11 protein-coding genes and 1 riboswitch are annotated in these 19,017 nt (G+C 65.2%); of the genes, 6 read left to right on the top strand and 5 right to left on the bottom strand.

Features of this window, described 5'->3' with window-relative positions; genetic code table 11:
• Positions 1–78: 78 nt before the first annotated feature.
• The 4 genes from ABD241_RS10350 to ABD241_RS10335 all read right to left on the bottom strand — a co-directional run bounded on the left by ABD241_RS10350 (position 79) and on the right by ABD241_RS10335 (position 6,183).
• Positions 79–384 carry a hypothetical protein gene (locus ABD241_RS10350; protein ID WP_344061589.1) on the bottom strand — a complete coding sequence of 102 codons (306 nt, stop codon included), beginning with the start codon at positions 382–384 and terminating at the stop codon, positions 79–81.
• Complete coding sequence (locus ABD241_RS10345) at positions 381–2,447, bottom strand: DUF3293 domain-containing protein (RefSeq protein WP_344061587.1); 2,067 nt, start codon at positions 2,445–2,447, stop codon at positions 381–383. Before ABD241_RS10345 ends, ABD241_RS10350 begins: the two co-directional genes overlap by 4 nt.
• Complete coding sequence (locus ABD241_RS10340) at positions 2,404–2,898, bottom strand: cyclic-phosphate processing receiver domain-containing protein (RefSeq protein WP_344061584.1); 495 nt, start codon at positions 2,896–2,898, stop codon at positions 2,404–2,406. The genes ABD241_RS10345 and ABD241_RS10340 overlap by 44 nt, the downstream gene beginning before the upstream one ends.
• Before the next feature lie 37 nt (positions 2,899–2,935).
• Positions 2,936–3,053: riboswitch (SAM riboswitch) on the bottom strand.
• A gap of 661 nt (positions 3,054–3,714) precedes the next feature.
• Positions 3,715–6,183, bottom strand: coding sequence for a hypothetical protein (locus tag ABD241_RS10335; protein ID WP_344061581.1), 2,469 nt, complete (start codon positions 6,181–6,183; stop codon positions 3,715–3,717).
• A 101-nt stretch (positions 6,184–6,284) separates the two neighbouring features.
• On the opposite strand from ABD241_RS10335, the gene ABD241_RS10330 reads away from it, so the two are divergent.
• From ABD241_RS10330 to ABD241_RS10305, 6 genes are all read left to right on the top strand, one after another.
• Positions 6,285–8,741 (top strand): AAA family ATPase, encoded by a 2,457-nt coding sequence (locus ABD241_RS10330; protein ID WP_344061578.1) that lies wholly within the window; start codon positions 6,285–6,287, stop codon positions 8,739–8,741.
• A gap of 2,165 nt (positions 8,742–10,906) precedes the next feature.
• Positions 10,907–13,588, top strand: a complete 2,682-nt coding sequence (locus ABD241_RS10325) for a Z1 domain-containing protein (protein ID WP_344061575.1) — start codon at positions 10,907–10,909, stop codon at positions 13,586–13,588.
• A complete protein-coding gene (locus ABD241_RS10320; protein WP_344061572.1) occupies positions 13,585–14,571 on the top strand; it encodes a PD-(D/E)XK motif protein in 987 nt (328 codons plus the stop codon). The genes ABD241_RS10325 and ABD241_RS10320 overlap by 4 nt, the downstream gene beginning before the upstream one ends.
• Positions 14,556–16,793: a hypothetical protein gene (locus tag ABD241_RS10315; RefSeq protein WP_344061569.1), complete on the top strand. Its 2,238-nt coding sequence runs from the start codon at positions 14,556–14,558 to the stop codon at positions 16,791–16,793. Before ABD241_RS10320 ends, ABD241_RS10315 begins: the two co-directional genes overlap by 16 nt.
• Positions 16,790–17,689 (top strand): hypothetical protein, encoded by a 900-nt coding sequence (locus ABD241_RS10310; protein WP_344061566.1) that lies wholly within the window; start codon positions 16,790–16,792, stop codon positions 17,687–17,689. Before ABD241_RS10315 ends, ABD241_RS10310 begins: the two co-directional genes overlap by 4 nt.
• On the top strand, positions 17,689–18,423 hold the full coding sequence (locus tag ABD241_RS10305) for a DUF6339 family protein (protein ID WP_344061563.1): 735 nt from the start codon (positions 17,689–17,691) through the stop codon (positions 18,421–18,423). The genes ABD241_RS10310 and ABD241_RS10305 overlap by 1 nt, the downstream gene beginning before the upstream one ends.
• Before the next feature lie 92 nt (positions 18,424–18,515).
• Here ABD241_RS10305 and ABD241_RS10300 read toward each other — a convergent pair whose 3' ends face one another.
• Entirely contained in the window at positions 18,516–18,962 is a 447-nt protein-coding gene (locus ABD241_RS10300; RefSeq protein ID WP_344061560.1) for a very short patch repair endonuclease, read from the bottom strand.
• Positions 18,963–19,017 lie beyond the last annotated feature (55 nt).

The following is a 19,017-nucleotide window of genomic DNA, read 5'->3' as shown; positions in this document are numbered from 1 at the left end:
GCCACCTGCGCGGTCGGTAATCCTCTATGCCTGAGATTGCCCGCCCGGCTCCTTGGGCCTCGGCGGGCGCGAGCCGGATCAGACGCAACCGTCGAAGCCGCGGAACGTGTCTCCCTGCTCTGGCTGCCGGGTCAGCCACTGGTGTTGCAGGACGGCCTGTTCTGCCTCGAACGGGTCTAGGAAGGGACCGTCCCTGTGGAGGCAGTTCTCGCACAGCGTGTAGTAGTTGTCCCACCCCATGCAGACCCCGACGAGGTGGCTACGCCACGGGCCGGTCCCCTCGGGGTGCCCCGAGGTCGCCGGCCGCTCGCCCAGGCGCTCGGCCAGTTCGGTGAGTACATCGTCCGGGACCTCCTCCTGGCGGCCGTCCGTCAGCTCGCTCATCGCGTTGCCTCCTCGTCGTCGGACAGCCACCTCAGCCGGTACAGGTCGCCGGTGAAACGAGTCTCCGACGCTCGCTCGAGAGCTGACGCCAGGGCGCGACCGGCCCTGCTTCCTGGGTCGTGGACGGCCTCGCGTGCCCTCGCGTACTCAGGGTCACTGGCCAGGCATCCTCGGAGCGCGTCGCGTGTCTCGTCGTCGAGGGCGAGGTCGAGCGCTATCGGGTTGTCGTACCAGACGAGCCACTGCTCGTCGTCCGGCCACGGTTCGAGCAGGATCGCCGCCACGGTCTGGAGGTCGGACTCCGCGATCCAGCGGGCTACCACGCCAGCCCGGCCCCTTACGGCCGTCGGCCAAGCCACGAACTCACTGCCATCGCCCTGGTCGCCCCACTGCCGGACGACTGCGAGCCCGGGAGCGACGACCTTGATCGATCCGCCTCCATGGCAAACGATTGGCTCCTCGCCCGACTCGCTGGACCACCGGGACTGGACCACGTCCTCGGCGACGAGCCCGCCTTTCTCGATCCCGTCGACGCCCACCGTGAGCCGCCGCCATTCATGGGCGGTTTGCACTGCGACGACAGGCAAACCATCGACGGTGCAGTAGACGAGGTGTGATGGCACCCCCTCGACGAGGCGCGCGACCTCGTCCCGCTCGAGCCGGGCCGCCTGTGCAGCCCCTTCCTCCACCCCCAGCCCTTGATCGTGCTCGTCAACGGCTCGCGGTATGCGCAAGTGCTCGAGCAGGTCGACGCCGTTGTCTCGCGCCGCGTTGATCTCGCCGACGACGTCGGGGCTGACGGTCGACAGTTCGGGAACTGCCTCCAATGCAGCCTCGGTCGTCGGAAAGACGCCGACGACGGTGCGCGTCCAATCCGGCGCAGCTGGACGCGACGCCGCCGAGGCTTGCCAGCGCTCGACCCGGACCCCACCATCCGCTTCCGACAGCACGAACCAGCGCTCCCGTCTGCCGTCCCGGAACGTCCGCTTGACGGAGATGCGTGTGGAGGCCGGCACCTGCGGCCACGTACCTTCCGCGATGTCGGTCAAGGTGTCGCCCCACCACGCCACCTCCGCAGGGTCGCTGACGGCAATAGGCAGAGCCAGTGCATTCCCAATGGCCCCGGCTGCCGAGAGGACGGCCGACGGCGTCAAGCCCTCGTCTGGCCAGCGACGGGCTCCCTCGAGGTCACCACCGAGGTTCAGCCACTTGTAGACGTGCTGCGGATGCCACGCCTGGGGCCACCCGGCTTCGACGTGCTCGCGGTGCTCGGCGGCATGGCGTCTGCGTGCCTCCGACTGACGAGCGCGAAGCTTCTCACGTCGCTCCTGGGCTCGGCGCGCCGCCGCCGCGGCTGCCCGATCTGCCTCGTGCGGTTGCTCCTTGCGTCGGGACTCGCGCATCCGCTCCGCCTCGACACGCGGCGCCCAGTAGTCCGCGGCGAAGTCGAGGAAAACGTAGTTCAGCACCGCGGCCCGCTGGTCGTCTACCGCCTCGAGCGCGCGGTTCAGCGCCGTGTTCGCGGCGGCGATCGACACGTACGGAGATGCCAGGCCGAGCTCCCGCCACGCCCGGTCGGCGCCGGTGGCCCGCGCGTCAGGCGTGATCTGGCGCCAGCCGAGCGCCACTGTCGCGCCATCCGTGCAGGAGACGACAGTCAACGCGTCAGCCGTCCACTCGAAGATGGCGTCCTGCTTGAACCGCCACCCGAGGTCGACAGCCTCCTGCCGCGTCAGGCCGACGATCGCAACGCTCGGTTCGACGTGCAGCCACGCCGGGTCGGCCCCGGCCGCCGGGTGGTACGCCGCGTTCCTGGCGTCCGGCTGCGCGACCAGGGCGCGCTGCGCGCGACGGTTGTCCGACTCCGTGGCCGGCCGGCCGTGCGGGTTGTATGCCGTGACGATGTGGACCGCCTGCGCGGGTGCGTCGCCGGCCGCTGCCCCGACTCGCCACTTTCGATGACGACGAGTCCAGCCGGCAGGTGCAGACGCAGTTGCACCGAGAGACAGGCGTCGCGAATCATGCGCGGAAACCCTCCGTGACGTCGGCGGGTCCGCTGGCATCCGCGCGCCTCGAAGTGGGGTGCTCAGCGATGCCGGCGCTGGCATCGGGACGCCATTCGTCGTGGGTCGCCGGGTCGAATCGGGTCCAGATGCCCTGCACGTAGCACCGCCGGGCGCGATACCCAGCGCGCTGCAGACGCTGGGTGATGTGGAGCGCCTCAGGGACTCGTGCGGAATGGACCTCGATCACGTCGACGCCCAGACGGTTACCGCGCTCTGCTCGAGCAACGAGATGGTCGACCGCCGCGACGGACGTCGTCCCGCCGAGGAGCTCGTAGTCGAGCCAGAGTTCGTCGATCTGCCGGTCCCCGACGGCACGAAGGAGTTCGACCGCATCGTGGCCGCGGCGAACTTGGAGGTGGGATCGCCGGTCTCGAAAGGCGCGTGTGTCGTCGACGAGGACGACCAGCGGAGTCTGCGGGCGAAGCTCGGGAAGCAGGGATGGGTGCATCCACAGCCCCTTTCGGTCCAAGGAGCCCCTGAACCGAGGCCCGCTCTGGCGGAGCCGACGGATGCCGGCGCGGCCGGGTCTTCCTTGGACGGCACCGGGGCGGACCGGTTGCCGGGCGACCCCTCCAAGGTGGGTGACGGTCGCGCCTCTTGACCCGGGAGACATGATGAAAGGACGCCTCGGACATCAGCGTGGCTTCCGGCCGCCTACTTGGGCTCCCACGTCCGCCGACTCGCGGCGTATTGCCGCGGTCTTTGCGACAGCGCCGCTCGACTCGCTCCGCGCATCCGCCGAGCGCCGAGCGCCGAGCCGATAGGCGCGGATATGGCAGCTCCTTGGCGGCAGGTCGCGACGACGCTGAATCAGCTGCACGCGCGAGGCGACGGCAACCTCGACGGCGACCTTTGCAGCACTCGCATCCGAGCTTCACGACCTACCGAACCCGGCGCCGCGCGACGGCATCGATGAACCGCATACGCGCGCAATGCGACGTGCAGCTGGGAATGGCACCTTGGGCCCAAGCCTCAACTCATCCACCTAGAATACAGCGCTGAGCCTTTTGACAACCAGGCTCGAGAGGCAGCCTCGAATGTGTACCGGGTGCACTTTCGCCGCCCAGCCTAAATCGTGCCACCCCTTCCACGGGCGTGGGATGCAGAACACGGGCCCAGCCGTTGAAGAGAGCAGCAAGCAGGTCATCCCATCGACCGGAGAAGATCTCGCGATGACGGCCTTCTGTTGTAGGCAAATCGCCTCGACCGCGCCGAGCGGAGAGGAGGGCAGGCGGCGACGCCCGCGCTCAGGCCGCTTAGCCTCCTACTCCAATTCCTGACGATCCTGGAATTCGCCTGCGTAAACAACTAGATCGCGCAGCGACTCCTGCCAGCCCACAATCGCCGAATACGCGTCCGCAACGTCGCCTGGTTCTAAGCCGAGCGTTGGGTCTGCCAATCTGCCCGTTAGCCAATCCTCGAGCGCTGCCGGCACGGGCTCGCCAAGCGCGTTCGACATCGTTCCCTCGTCGTCGTTCGGGTAGGCACTGAACCATAGACGACACGCCGTCGGCAGAGGCAGAACGCCGATGAGGTGATCAACGTTGACGGCGTCCTCCCGGATCCACTGCCCTCCCAGTTCGAAGATTCGCGGGTCCACGTCGTCCACGCGGTAGCGATGGCCCAGTACTTGATCGCCAAGGGTGTTGAGGAGGCTGAGCGTGGCAGCCTCCTTCCATTCTGCCGCTGGCAGGCGGCTCCTTAGATCCCCGCGGTCTGTTAGTACGAGCTTGCTTGCGAGGAGGACTCGCGCCGAGCGCAACTCGTCATCGCCCGAAGGGGGCATGTCTAGTAATGCCTCTAGCCAGCGAAGGGACTCTTGGGTCGTGGCATTCATCGGTATAGCCCCCAGCTGTACGGCACGGCGCACGATCTCCTGTGGTGCGCCGATTCGCCGGCCCACCCGGCGAACCACTTCGCTGGCAAGCTCACCATCGTCGATGGCTCGCATGAGGTCCGACCACGGAAGTTCACCGCGCCACCTGTGGAGGAGGTCCTCGACACGTCCGGGGTCATCGACCTGCCCGAGTAGCTCGATGAACTGTGAGGCGGACTGTTCCTCGAGCGCGGCCGGTATCACGATCGGGTGCCGTTGTTGGGCTTGGTCGAGGGACGCATACAGCGCTGCGCTTGGTTTGCGGTCGCTGCTGGCGCTCTCTTGGGCCGCTACTACCACATCAAGAACTTCTTGCGGTAGGCGGTCGGCCATGTGTTTGGTGATGGCGGTGGTGATCGAGGTTGCGAGCTTGGCAGGCATGGATAGTGTGCGTTTCGCCAAAGCGACAGCGATGCCCGGCCCTAGGTCCGGGCCGTGTTCGGCCAGGGCAAGGAGGATCGATGCCTCGTCCTCGGCGTGCTCGAGGACCTGGGCGGCGAATTCGATTCGTTGGCGGACGAAGAGGTGGACGTACCTGCTCAATGCGGGTCGCGCGTTCTTTCCGTGGCGGGCGCGCCGAAGAATCCAGGTCTGCAGCTCATCGTCGAGTGCCGGGTGTTTGAGGATTTGGCCGTTGGCCCATGGGTTGTCCAGCTCGTACAGCAGCCAAAGGTGACCGATAGTCCCTCCATTAGCCATCTCGCTGAGGAGTTCGACGCACCTGTGGGGGTTGTTGGCGGCGAGGGCGTGCATGAATTGGCGGGTGCGGTCGTCGGTCCCGCTAGGCGCCTCGTGGACTACGGATTCAGCCGAGGTGGGGCGCTTGGGGGCGATGGGGGCAGCGTTGCGAATCGGGCGCGCATCCTTCGGGCGCGTCACCTTCGCGCTGCGTTCTGCTGTGCCGAACTTCTTCGACACTCGTCGCGATCGGTATTCGAAGGAGGAGCGCTGGTCAGGGTCGACCTCACCTTCCCATGCGAGCATCTCTTCATTGATGCGATGGGCTAAGGTCCAGTCGTCGGCTGAGATGGACCTTTTGAGGATGTCGTTCGCGTAGGCGAAGTCGCTGCCGTCGCTCCAAGAGCCGGAGTGGCCAAGCTCCTCTGCAGCGATGCCGGGGCCAACCTGATAGAGGAGGTAGGTCCTCCATCCCTCGCGGACCGTGGCGGCCTCGGTGGCTCCAACGGCGCAATCGGCGAAGGCGATGCGAGCGTCGCGCAGGCGACGAGCGTCGGCGAGACTGGCAGGGCGCAGCTGCAGGAAGTGTCTCTCTGCCGTGGCCCAGCCGTGATGGTGCAAATCGATGTAGGCCTCATCTGCCGCGGCCATACCCCCGTCGAGCGTCGCGATGGCGTCGGGCCAAAGCGGAGCTGGAGGCACTAAGCCATGTGGGAAGGCTTCGTCGCCCAGAGTGAGCATTCGAAGGAGGAAAGCAAGTGAGGGTGCATCTGGCAACGGGGGTTGCCCAGCGATGATGCTCTGGGTCACGGAGTCCCTGACACATTCCCTTTGTGCGGGCGTCATGTCGCTGAGCAGCAGCTCGTACGTGTTGCCGCCGATCGTGCGGATCTGCGCGGGAGCATGCGCGGGGACAAGGGGAAGGACGCCGATTAGTTCGCGCAGCTTTTCCTCGACGGCGGCTTCGGTTTCCCAAGGCGGCACGTGAGGGCGCTGTTGAGTCCGTACATTGCTCATCCGCGCCGCCTGGGTGATGCGCTCGAACGCGCTCGGGTCATTCGTAGGCGGGTGCGCTAGCTCAGGCAGGGCCCTCTCGAAGGCCTGGACAAGCGCCTCGAGTGTGGCCTCCAGAACGCCTGGGAATTGACTCATCATTCTCCTGTGGACCTTCGGCTCCATCGACGCTTCTGCGATGGGAGGCACTGAGCCCACTGCTGCGAGGACCCACCTAGATCTTAGTGTGACGTCTTCGTGCGGCCGCCGACGTATAGGTTCAAATCATGACGCATAACTTGGTCCAGTGGGTGGCTGATCGGATCGATGCTGACGCCACGTTGACTGAAGAGGTCGGCTTGATCATTTTGGCAGCGTTGGAAGGGGACGCCGCGTTGGCTGACCAGCTCGCCGGCACTTCCACCGAACGACCCCAGCTCTCGCAAGACGAGTCCAGAGAGAGTCCGGACGGCCCAGTGCCCGCCGGAGTGTTCCTCAAGTCAGTCGAAGTGGAAGGTTTCCGTGGCGTCGGGAGCACCTCCACCGTACGGTTATCGCCGCAACCGGGACTGACGATCATTGCCGGTCGGAATGGGTCGGGGAAGTCGAGCTTGGCGGAGGCACTGGAGGTCGCGCTGACAGGTTCGACATACCGGTGGAAAAACAAGTCGCTTCAGTGGAAGGAACATTGGCGGAACCTGCACCACTCCGGTGATTCTCGGATCGTGGTGCAGGTGGTCGAAGAGGGCCGAGGTGAAAGCGCTATTGGCTGCTCGTGGCCGGAGGGCGTAACTGACGTCAATGAGCCCTTGGCGTGGGTGCAGCGCCCGGGGAGCAAGCGTGTGCCAGGAACGGCTGTTCTGGGTTGGTCAGCAGCCTTGGAGACCTTCCGGCCGATGATGTCGTATGACGAACTGGGCGGGATGTTGGAGGCGGCACCCAGCGCTTTATATGACGCTCTCTCGCGCGCTTTGGGAGTCGAGCAGATCAGCGACGCTATACGGCGGCTGGAGGTGCAGCATAAGGCGCTGAAGGCGCCGGGCGATGCGCTGGCGGCAACGCGCAAGTCCCTGTATACCGACGCATCCGCCGTGGACGACGAGCGAGCTGTCAGCGTTGCTACCTTGCTGAAGAAGACTCAGCCTGACGTCGCGGCCCTTCGAGGTCTCGCCACTGGCCTTCTCGTCTCCGAGGACGGCCCGCTGCGCCAGCTCAGAACTCTCGAAGGGCTGCGCGCCCCGGCTGAAGCGGAGGTCCAGAATGCCGCCGGCGCTCTGAAGCGCGCCGTAGCCGGCATGGCACGGGCGGGAGAGGCGGAACTAGCACGTGATGCAGCACGACTTGATGTCCGCCGGCAAGCCCTGCGGGTGCACGAGCAATTTGGAGATATGACTTGCCCCGTTTGCGCCGGGACGCATTTGGATCACGCGTGGGCGGAGGCGGCGCGGGACGACATTCAGCGGCGATCCCGTCACCTCGCTGAGCTCCAGTTGGCCCGCGACGACCTCGAGCGAGCTCGGATGGCCGCCCGACGCTTACTCATGCCGCGACCGGCGTGTTTGGACCGAGAGCCCGTTTCTGAGCTGTCCACGATCGTGACTGATGCGAGGCATGCATGGGACGCCTGGGCGGCAGCGCCAAGCGGGGATCTTGAGCTCGCGGAGCACCTCGAGCTGTACTGGCAGGACCTCGACGCGGCCGTTGCTGGCCTGCGTGCCGCGTCGGCCGAACAGTTGCAGTCTCGACATGACGTGTGGGCACCTATCGCGACCCGAGTCGTCGCGTTCTGTGACACCTATGGGGATTGGATGGCGAGGAAGGCGACAGTCGATGATCTCGCTTCGGCGGTGAAATGGCTCAAGGCTAACGACACCCGCCTGAAAAATGAACGCCTAATTCCAATCAGCGATGCCGCCCGCTCAGCCTGGGCGCTTCTTCGGCAGGAGAGTAACGTCGATCTTGGCGCGCTCACCCTGGAGGGAACGGCGACCCGTCGGCGGGTCAGCATCGAGTCCACTGTTGATGGGCAGCACGCCGGAGCGCTCGCGGTGATGAGTCAAGGTGAGCTACACGCCCTCGCCCTTGCCCTCTTCCTTCCCCGAGCATCCCTACCTGAGTCGCCTTTCCGCTTTGTCGTCTTGGATGACCCGGTGCAGGCAATGGACCCAGCCAAGGTCGAGGGGCTGGTGCAGCTGCTCGCGGAGCTCGCGAAGTCCCGGCAGGTGATTGTGCTGTCTCACGATGACCGACTCCCGGCCGCCGCTCGTCGCGCCCGAGTCGGCGCGAGGGTGCTTGAAGTCTCCCGGGGCACACACTCTACCGTCACGATTTCGACAAGCATCGATCCGGCGCAGCGGTACCTGAGGGACGCATTCGCACTGACGCGCGACGAGGGCCTCCCAGAGGAATCACTGCGTCACACTCTTCCAGGGATGCTTCGATTCGCGATTGAGGCGGCGGCACGTGACGCGCTGTTCGAGCGCCGCCTGGCCCGTGGGGATGCTTTGGCCGACGTCGAAGAGGTGTGGTCGAGCGCCCACGCAACGCGACAGCGGGTCAGCCTCGCGCTGTATGACGAGGTGCGGAGTCTCGATGCGTGGCTGGTCCGGTCATACCGCAGATTCGGGATGGGCGTGGCCACATCCGGCATGCATGAAGGGTTAAGGAATGCGGCCGATGGGATTTCCGCCTGTCGCGCCGTCGAAGACTTGGTGAAGGATCTTCGTGCAGGGAACAAACAGTGAGCGCTCTCTCGCTGCTTGACCAAGCTCAAGCCGTACTCGAGGGCGCCACCTCCGGCAAGAACCGTATCGCCTGCTGGATCGCCCGGGCAGCCCTTGAGGAGGCAGTGCGTGACCGTTTGCGCCAACGCGGCCGGCCCCCAGGCGGCGGATCAATGCGCAGCCTGCTGACCTGCTTCGAGGTCGCTTTCGGCGATGACCCCCGCCTCATCGACGACGCCGAGTATTCGTGGGCAGGGCTGTCTCGCGCATGCCACCACCATGCGTTCGAGTTGGCCCCCACCGGTCAGGAGGCGCAGCGCCTCATTGAGGCTGCACGGCGCGTCGCTGGCGCTCCGGCTTAGATTACGCGACGCAAGGGGGCGCTTCACGATCCAGGGTGTAGGAGTCGGGGTCTGAAGCCGCCGGCTTCGAATAGGCATCGGGCGATGTAGTGGCTGGGCTGAAGTCAGTTTCACCGAGGCGGCGGCTACTTGCCGCACGCAGAGGCCAAGGGTGGGGAGTCGATGCTGCTGGTGCACGGCGGTCATGACGTCTAGCCGGGCACTGACGGTCAACCTGTTTGCGGGGCTCTTCGCCGACCGCGTCTTCGAGGAGACGCTAAGAAATCATGTGACGGGTTGCGGTCGACCGCGGCGCCCGGTTGGCGCGTTGGCCGGCCAAGCGGCGCTGGCCGTGCAGTGGCAGCTCGCGGCCGACGAGCCTTCGCGACGACATCCTGACCCACGACGCGCGTGAGGTGCTGACGCAGCACCACGACACAAATGCCTTGGACGCGTGGCTGCTGGTGGTGCCGCTGGTGCAATTGCTGCTCTGGGAACGACCTAACCATCCGCTTGCTCCCCTCGTTAGCGCCTAAGCGCAAGGCTGCGACTGCCGGGGATTCGCGCGTCGACACAGCCGTCACTACCTGGCTGGCCTCACAGGGGATTGCGACAGCGACCTAGGCCAACCGCCACGGTTCTCGTGCTTTCTCGCGCGCTGCAGGGACAAGCACTCCTCGCTGTCGAAGCTTGGTGCCCGCCCAACGGATGTCGTACTGCCACGTGTAGAAGAGGTCCCCCGCCGAGCGCAGGTCACCTTCATGCCTACGCCAAACGGTCTTGCACACGTCAAGTAGGTCCGCTGAACCGCCGTGCTCCTTCAGAGCTTCAACGATCCAAGGCTCCAAGGCTGATTTGTTAGGCATGCGCTGAGCTTCGCAGCTTTGCGAGTTGGAAGCTACTGGTCGGCTCCGGGCGCCAAGGCGCCCTGGCGCGCGGCATCCGCCAGGAGCCGCCCTCCGACCTGGTGCAAGCGCTCGGTTGGCCGTCAGGGATCGTGGAGGCTTGAACGCCTCGCCTTGGCGGCCACGAGAGGGTCACCCGCCGACCCGCATTCGCATCCTGCTACCTTCCACCCATCGGTGGAAGGTAGCAGGGACTCGCCGCTGCCACGTCGCTCGGCTCTGACGCAGCACAGATCTGGACCGCCCAAATTGACCCGCAATGACCCCGGTTGTGCGACCCTGAGTGGCACTTTCGATTCGAACGAGTGGGGAGCCTCAGTGGGCAACGTGAGCGTGGATCAATCCACGTACGAGAAGCTGCGCTTCTCAGCGACCCTCATGGGTTGCTCGCCCGGTGAGGTAGTTGCTCTGCTGATCTCACGCCTCGACGATGACGCTAGCTCTTCCCTTCCCAGATCTTCGAGTACCGCGTCAGCGCCAGAGGTCAGCCAGTCGGAGCAGCCGCCGGTCGCCGGCGGAGCGCGGTGGATCCACGTCTATCGCGTGTACAAGGGACAGACTTTCGAAGCCGAGTTCAACCCTGCCAGTCTCGAGGTCCGCATCACTTCAGCTCCTTGGTCAGGCAAGGTCTTTCCCTCCCCCACCGCAGCAGCGGAGGCTGTGGTTTCTCAGGCCCCAGGACAACCCGAGACCGTGAATACCAACGGTCGGAAGTTCTGGAAACTTCGCTCAGGAAGCGGCGACCTGCGCACCATCGTTGGCCGGCGGCGCTGATTCCGAGGACCGACACGAACGGCGCAGCTGGCGAGTCGTCCCCCCTGCCCACGACGCGCCCGAATCCGAATACGTTAGCCGTCTATTGGTCCTAGATACGTTACACCCACAATCGCCGATGATTTTCCAAAGTCGTCGATGAACTAACTGAGCACTGAAGGTCGATGTGAAACCTGAGTACATTAAGCACCTAATTATCAACGACCAGCGTCAACGGAACGTTTCTTTGGACGAAGCCGCCGACGCTCTGGTGATGGGCTTGGGACTGAGCGACCGCAGCCCTGTCGACTTGGCGGTGGCTCAGATGCGCGAGGAGGCCAGGCGCCTCGAGTCGTTGAAGGTGCCGGGCGGTGTGGAGGCTGCCGCGTACCGCGAGGCCAAGACCTCAGATGCCCGGGAGCTGCACTGGTACACCGGACCTCGTGATTCCGATCGCTATTGGGGACACCTGCGGCGCGGCCTAGAGGCGAGCAGCTTGGCGCCGGTCCTACCCGAGATCGACGCTGCCTCGTCCAAGGTGGTCGCGCACTTCGCGGATCCGGGTGTGCGCAGGCTCAAGAAAAAGGGACTGGTGCTCGGATACGTACAGTCGGGCAAGACTGCCAACTACGCCGCCGTGGCAGCCAAGGCGGCGGACGCGGGGTATCGCCTGTGCATCGTCATGAGCGGGCTACACAACAATCTCCGTCGACAGACCCAAGTTCGCCTGAACCGGGACCTCGGCGTGTCGAACTGGGCCGCGCTCACAACCGACGACCGTGACTTCGGCGAGGTCCTCCACGGTCAAGCCCTGCTGCAGAATCCGCAGATGCGCACCCTCGCAGTCGTCAAGAAGAACCCGGTGCGGCTCCAGAGGCTGAGGGACTGGTTGAAGAACATCGACCCGACGGTGAGAGCTCAAGCCCCCATCCTGCTCCTCGACGACGAGGCGGATCAGGCAACCCCGAACTCGCTGGCCGCCCGACAAGAGTTGTCCAGGATCAACGCCTTGATTAGGGAAATCTGGTCTGAGATACCGACGGGTTCATACGTGGGTTACACGGCCACGCCTTTTGCGAACATCTTCATGGACCCGAACGACGAGCTCGAGCTGTACCCCTCCGACTTCATCCTCGACCTGCCACGGTCGCCGGAGTACTTCGGCGCGGAGCGCATCTTCGGGCGCCAAACCGTGGCCGACGCCGCCGACCCGGAGCCGGGGCTCGACATGATCCGTTCGATCCCTCTCGATGAAGCCGAGACCCTCCGGCCACCACACTCCGCTGAGAAGCGCCAGTCATACGATCCGCCCCTCACCGACAGCTTGGTCGACGCGGTCGTCTGGTTCCTTATAGCGACGTCGATCCGCCGCCTGCGCGGCGACAACGGCCACAGCTCGATGCTCGTCCACACCACGTCTTACGTCGCTCCCCACTTCGCTTTGGCATCCAAAATCGAGGGCTACCTCTTCCAGCTGCGCCGAGCCTTCAACGAGGGCGACCTGTCCGAATTCGAGGCGTCCTTCTTGCGCGAGGTGCACCGGGTCACGGGGGTCAACGAACACCCTGCCCCTGCATGGGATGAGGTCGCGGCGGTTCTCGTCGACGTCTTGGAGGAGGTCCGTGTCGTCGTGGACAACGGCCGTTCAACTGATCGTCTGGATTACGGGCGGCGCACGGAATCGGGTCAAGCTATCCACGAAACGGTGATCGCTGTGGGTGGTGGGACGCTTTCTCGGGGCCTGACGCTCGAGGGCCTGTGCGTTTCATACTTCACCCGCACCACCAACACCTACGACACCCTGCTTCAAATGGGTCGCTGGTTCGGGTACCGGCCCGGATACGAGGACCTACCGCGGATCTGGATGACCGATGAGCTGAATGCGGACTTCGCCTTCCTCGCAACTGTGGAGGAGGAGTTGAGGGTCGAGATCCGCCGCCTCGCGACCTTGGGTGTCACACCCCGGGAAATGGGTATCCGCGTTCGCGCCCATGCGGGTCGACTGTCCATCACGAGCCCGGACAAAATGCACCACGCGAAGGTCGTACAGCTGTCCTTCGCCGGCCAACGGCACCAGACGTTCATCCTGCACGAGAGAGAGACGGAGGTGCTGGAGGAGAACATCGCCGCCGCACGGCGCCTCGCCAACAGGTGCCAGGACGCGGCTGAGGTCGGAATCCAGACGCCGTCTCGGAGGCAATTCCTTAATGTGGACGTCACCGATGTCTGCGATTTCTTGCGCGGCTTCCGATTCCACCCGACCCAAGGACTCCGGTCGGGGCACGTCGTGGACTGGATCGAACGGCACGCGAGGCAACTCCCGTGGAACGTCGTCTTCATCGGAACGGAGACGAAGCACGTGGTTGAGGGCCGTGGCCAAGTGGATCTCGGCAAGGTTGACCTGGGTTTCGATGCCCCGATGCCAATGGTGAACCGCGCCCCTCTGCGAGACGGCGGGACTAACCGAGCCAACATCAAGGCGCTGCTCTCTGCGCAGGACTGGGTTGCGGACCTCGATCCCGACGTCGTGGCACATCACAGAAGCAACGGGATCAGCTTCCCGGACATCCGAGCAACCACGGCACCCGACACGGGAACCCTCATCGTGTACGCGGTCTCCAACCGATCCGTCCCGCTTCGGGCGGCCCAAGCCAAGTCGCGGCGCGAGATGCAAGCGGAGGTTCCGGTCATCGGGCTGGGCATCATCTTCCCAGAGCTGGCAGAAGAGGGGCGGGCCGCGGACGGCGAGTTCATCGCCGTCACACCTACCTGGACTCCGCGTGTTGACGAGGAGATCGAGGAAATCCCGGAAGACGACGAAAAATCGAACACCGTCGATGCGGAAGAGCTGATGAGGACAGAGTCGTGATCGATCTAGGACAGGAATTCGTTTACGTTCGCAACGAAGCCGAGCTTCCTGATGACACCCACCTCGTGTCACGCAAGACGGATCTCGTGCTGCCCTCCGGCCCCTTCCGGGTCGCCCTTGACTACCGCGGGCACAAGCACGCTCTGTTTCCGCTCGAGTCCGGGCAGGTTGAGGTGGCCGACGCCACAGCAGCGGTGCGGCTGCAGACGCGGGAGCTGGAGGTGGATGGCGGCCTCACGCGATTCGCTGATCTCGAGTGCACGGACTCACAGCTCGAACTTGTCTTCGAGCACTTGGTGGCCGACGTCGTTGAGCGGGTGGTCTCAGACCCGACCTCGCCGGGGCGCTCTTGTCTCGAGGCAATGCATGAATGGCGCGACCTGATGCGCACCGCTGGTGACGCAGTGAGTCGCGAGGTGGCGCTGGGCCTCGCCGGGGAGCTCGAGGCTCTTCGATTGCTCGGGGTACAAGACCCAGCGGCAGCATTGGGCAGCTGGACGGGACCAGAGCGCTCGACCCACGACTTCTCGGCTTCGGGGCGGCGGCTCGAAGTCAAGACAACGAGCTCGGTCGATGGCCAGTTTGTACGGGTGAGCAACCTCGATCAGTTGGATCCGTCCACGGCTGCCGGGGGACTGCACCTCTTGGTCGTGCACTGCGCACCCGACGACTCAGCGCCGTCCCTCGACGACCGGATCCGTGCTCTGGTGTACGCGGGATTCTCGCGCACTGCCCTAATCAAGGCAGTCGCCAAGTGGGGCTACGTCTTCGAGTCCGGCCAGAGGGCTCAGCGCTTCATCGTGAGGTCATTGCGCCTGTGGTCCGTGGACGACCACTTTCCGGGCCTGCGCGCAAGTGACATCCCAACGGGACGTCGCGCAGCGATAAGCCGGGTGACCTACGAACTGTCCTTGGCGGCAGCCCCGAACCCCATGGAGGTCACCGAAATGGAGGAGGTGCTGGCGACGTGGTGTCACAGCTGACGGAGGCGGAGCTCGAACGGGCCTTGGAACCCGTACGTAAACACTTCTACGGGGCGAACGTCAACGTCAACACCGTTCTCTCCGCTCATCTCCGTGCAGCCGGACTTCAACCGAGCGGACAGACGTGGCAGGTCGCAAAGTTCGCCGTCGACTCGGGCGAGACGTTCACGGACGCGGTTCTGCTGGTTGGTGGGAAGCCTGTCGAGGCTGAGCCCCCGGCATCGGGAGAGACGCCCCACACGCAGACCGATGTGTCCGCCGGTAACACGATCAAGCAGCGGTCCGCGGTTCACGCGGCTCCAGCCACTGCCGTTGCTTACGACCAGACGGACGCAGCGCACGCGCGCCTTCAGCCCACGGTCCACACTCCTGCACCGGAACTGCAGTCCACCACGAGACTGACGTGGTTCCCCAAGCGATTCGGCGTCGGCGACATCGACGGTGAGGGAGCGCAGCGACTGCTGGGGACGCCAGATCTGGCACCCGTGTCAGTGCTGGTCCGAGAGACCGCACAGAACAGCTGGGACGCTCGTCTACGGGGTCAGGAACTGGAGTTCACCATGAACTTGCGGTTGCTGACGCCAGACGAGATTCAGATCCTGCGGGAACGGGTCTTCACAAGCGACGCAGGTCCCATTCCCGTGGCAGCCACGCTCGACCGCGGGGAGACGTGGGCACTCGAGGTCTCCGATCGTGGGGCCAAAGGTCTCGGAGGTCCAGTCCGGAACGACCTCGCGATCCCGGAGGGGCAGCGGACGGACTTCATCGACCTCGTGCTCAACATCGGCTCCCCCCGCGATGTGCACTTAGGTGCGGGCACGTACGGCTTCGGCAAAACCATCGCCTACACGACGAGTGGTGTCGGCACCGTGCTGCTCTGGTCCCGAACGGAACACGAGGGTGCGCCACAGCACCGACTCATCGCATCGGCATTCGGACCGAGCTTCGAGAAGGACGGCTTGCGTTACACGGGCCGGCACTGGTGGGGCGAGGTCCCGGCCGGCCGCGATCGGGTCGAGCCCTTAGTGGGCAAAGAGGCCGCCGCTCTGGGGGAGAACCTGTTCGCGCGTCACTTTCACGGCGAGGAGACCGGAACGAGCCTTCTCATCCTGGACCCCGTTCTCGGGGGTGACGATCGTGAGAGCGACGCGAACTCGCTGGTCGAGGCCGCCCTCTGGCACCTGTGGCCCAAGCTGGTGGACCCTTCACGCGGTCGCGACCGCATGCGCATCTCAGTCCAGCTCAACGGCCGACCGCTGCGCATCCCCGAGCCCGCCGCCCACCCAGTCCTCTCCGCGTTCGTCGACGCATTGTCGGCAGTGCGGCGCGCCCAAGGTGAAGGGGGTCCTGAGCCGGTGAACCCGACGGAGGTCATCGCCATCGAGATGCTGAAGCCCATCCGCACCTTGGGTCACTTGGCTGTGACTCGCTTCCCGAAGGTCGAGTGGGAAGCCACGGCCAAGGAGATCGTGCCTCTGAATGAACCGGTCTCTCACGTCGCGCTGATGCGGCACGACGCCGAACTCCTGGTGCGGTACTGGGAGCGCCCCACTCTCAACTCTCCATCACTGCAATGGTGCGCTGTCTTCAAGCCCGCGCTGGACGCCGATGATGCCTTTGCTCTGTCCGAGCCACCGTCACATGACGACTGGGTCACGAGCTCAGTCAAGGACAAGGGTTTAAGGCAAGTTGTGAATGTGGCCCTGCGACGCATCCGCGAGCACGTGAACGAAATGCTCGCCCCGGACCCGCCGACGATCGAGGGAACCGGCCAGGGAGCGCCCTCGGTTGCCGAGTTGGCGGACTCGCTCGCCAGCCTCATGGGCCCTGTGTCAGGTAGCGCACCCGACGGCCGCCGAACATCGTCGAGGCACTTAGCTCGAAGAGCCGAACCCAGAGTTGTGGTCGGTGAGCAGATTTTGGGATCGGCCGCGGACGGACATCGACTCATCGCGCTGGAGTGCACACTCCAATGCGACGGAGAGGCTCACCGTGTCACTGCCGACGTCCGCGTAGGCGTTGAGGGAGGCGTCGCAGAGGCCAGCGAGGAGGTGCGGGCCTTGGGATGGACGGATCATCGACCGGATCTTGAGGGTCCGCAGCTCGACCTGGAACTCGCGGCGCCACTTCTCGAGCCAGGCCAGGCGGCATGGTTCGTTGCCGAGGTGACGGACGACTTGCTCGCGGACATCGACATTCGGATCAGCAAGGAGAAGCCGTGACCAAGGCTCGCGTCTTCCCTCACAGGCGCTTGGCCGAGGAGAGCCTGTCTTGGGGGAACTGGTTGGTGTCCCGCCATGGCGGTGCGCCGGAACGTGTCGAGGATCGGGTCGACTCGTGGGACTACGCCACCCCAATCAGTTTCGGCCTCACGGTCGACGTCGTGGACTGCGACGCGCTGGAGGCGTCAGCCGGTTGCCCTGCCACAGACCTCGACGTGGTCGTGCTCGTCGACTGTCCTAGTTCGGGCGCGCGGTACCACAAAAGCGCCAGCTTGCAAGACCTCGACGGGTCGCCGCCACTGATGGTGGACGTGCCGGTAGGGGTGCTTGCGAGTCAGGTTCGCCTCTCCGCGCACGTCGTGCTTAGGCGGCCTCTTGAGCCTGACGGTCTCCGGGCCGCGCGCCCCAGCTCGAGACTGGCCGAGTCCCCCACCAAGGGTGTCGTCCTCGAGGGAGACGGTCACCGCTTCCCGACTGAAGCAGTGAGTTTCAAGGACCTCAGGCTGGAGCCCGCCGCTTGGACGCTGCGAGTGGAGTACGCGAGCCTCGACGACAGTTTCGTGGGCTCGGTCCGGCTGTTGGTGAACACCGACCACCCGGCCGCTGCGGCGCTCCTAGACGTGGGGGAATCTGGATCCAAGCCCCTCCACTCGTTCCTGCGGCTAGACGTAGTGCGCCAACTGGTGATGACCGTCGCCCTCGATCACGGCGTGGACCTGCGCGAGCGCGCGCCCGACGAGGAGGGGGATGGAAGCCTGCGAGCGGGTCTCGAGGCCCTGTGCGCGACGTTCCTCTCTATGGATTTGGCTTCCGCCGTCCAGCTCGCTCGTGACGATCCGGGGCGGTTCGAGCGCAGAGCCCAAGCTGGTGTGGAGTTCCTGGAGGACGTGAGCTGATGGCCGCACTCGTCTACCCGCGACTCGGCGACGCCGAGTCCCTGATCCGACTCGCGACGCTCCGCGAGGCGAACACGAACCCCCTCGGGCTCCGGGCGATGGTAGGGCTCGAGCACGATCGGGCAGCGCCTGTGCCCACCGGCGGTTCCGTTGCTGGCGTGGCAAAACTGCGCCACCTTCGCGAGCGCGTCGCCGATGACGTCTTCCCGCTCTTGGACGAGCAGGGTCGCGTACGTGGAGGATTTCAGGACTTCGACTGGCTGCTGGGACGCTCTCTGCACAACGAGCTGGACATCGTGCGCAGCGACGCAGCGCACCGGTCAACGTGGAACTTCCTGTCCCTAATGGTGTTCCCTGATCTCGTCTGGGCGCGCTTTCCCGACCCCAAAGATGAACGGGCCCTAGGAGGCGCCCGGAATGTTCTTCGACGGGCCTGGCACCGCTACGACGTGCTTGCTGACCTCGACGGACACGGCGCCGAAAAGTTGAATGAGGATGAGCTGGTCCAGCTCACCGAGAGGACGTCGCTGGCACGCAATCGGCGGCTCGTGATCGCCTTGGCGCGTCGGATCATCAACCACGCGGGCCCCCGGAGGATGGAGTTCGCACGTGAGCTAGCGAAGAGGGCGACCTTCGTCACGGGCCCCCTGCTCTTGGACGTCCTGTCGGACCACGACTTGGACGAACTGGTCGGCGCACTGGGCGATGGCCACAAATGGAGCCCCGCCAGTTAGGAGTGCACCCCTCTTCCTCCCGGCTGTTCAACGTGGTCGGGGAGGAGTCGGTTTGGATGGGCTCTGTGTCGTGCAGTCGGCAGATGTCCCGGTCAAAGCTCTACTGCCAGAGCTCGCTCGACCTCCTCGCACATCGAGGCAGGGCTTTCGTGCTCCCACAACCTGAGGACGCGCCAACCCAAGTCGCGTAGCCGCGCGTCGGTGTCGGCGTCCCGCTGCCGGTTGGAGTCAAACTTCCACTCCCACCACTCGCGATTGGCCTTCGGGAGAACGCAATGCTCCGGGCAGGCGTGCCAGAAACAACCATCGACGAACACAGCCAAACGCCGTCTCGTGAAGGCGACATCTACGCGTCGCCGCGGCAGCCCCGGCACCCGGTACTGGACCCTGTACCGGAAACCGCGCCGGTGGAGTTCTTGGCGTAGCGCCCGTTCCGGCTTGGTAGATTCCCGCGCCTGCGCGGAGAACCTCGCGCTCAGACTTGCATCGGGGGGGATGCGATCCGGCTCTTGGTCGCCAACCCTGTCTGTGTCTACCAACTGTCACTCCCGGCGTGCACCCTGCTAGCCTGGCACCAACAACCCCGTCGTCCAG

Source organism: Terrabacter lapilli (genome assembly GCF_039531305.1).
GTDB lineage: Bacteria > Actinomycetota > Actinomycetes > Actinomycetales > Dermatophilaceae > Terrabacter > Terrabacter lapilli.
The sequence above is the reverse complement of the archived record's forward strand: the minus strand, read 5'-3'. Positions and strand labels throughout refer to the sequence as shown.

Excerpts from the sequence above, each read along its gene's own strand:
- ABD241_RS10350 (WP_344061589.1), bottom strand. The coding sequence starts at position 384 with ATGAGCGAGCTGACGGACGGCCGCCAGGAGGAGGTCCCGGACGATGTA.
- ABD241_RS10345 (WP_344061587.1), bottom strand. The coding sequence starts at position 2,447 with ATGCCAGCGGACCCGCCGACGTCACGGAGGGTTTCCGCGCATGATTCG.
- ABD241_RS10330 (WP_344061578.1), top strand. The coding sequence starts at position 6,285 with ATGACGCATAACTTGGTCCAGTGGGTGGCTGATCGGATCGATGCTGAC.
- ABD241_RS10305 (WP_344061563.1), top strand. The coding sequence starts at position 17,689 with ATGGCCGCACTCGTCTACCCGCGACTCGGCGACGCCGAGTCCCTGATC.
- ABD241_RS10340 (WP_344061584.1), bottom strand. The coding sequence starts at position 2,898 with ATGCACCCATCCCTGCTTCCCGAGCTTCGCCCGCAGACTCCGCTGGTC.
- ABD241_RS10335 (WP_344061581.1), bottom strand. The coding sequence starts at position 6,183 with ATGGAGCCGAAGGTCCACAGGAGAATGATGAGTCAATTCCCAGGCGTT.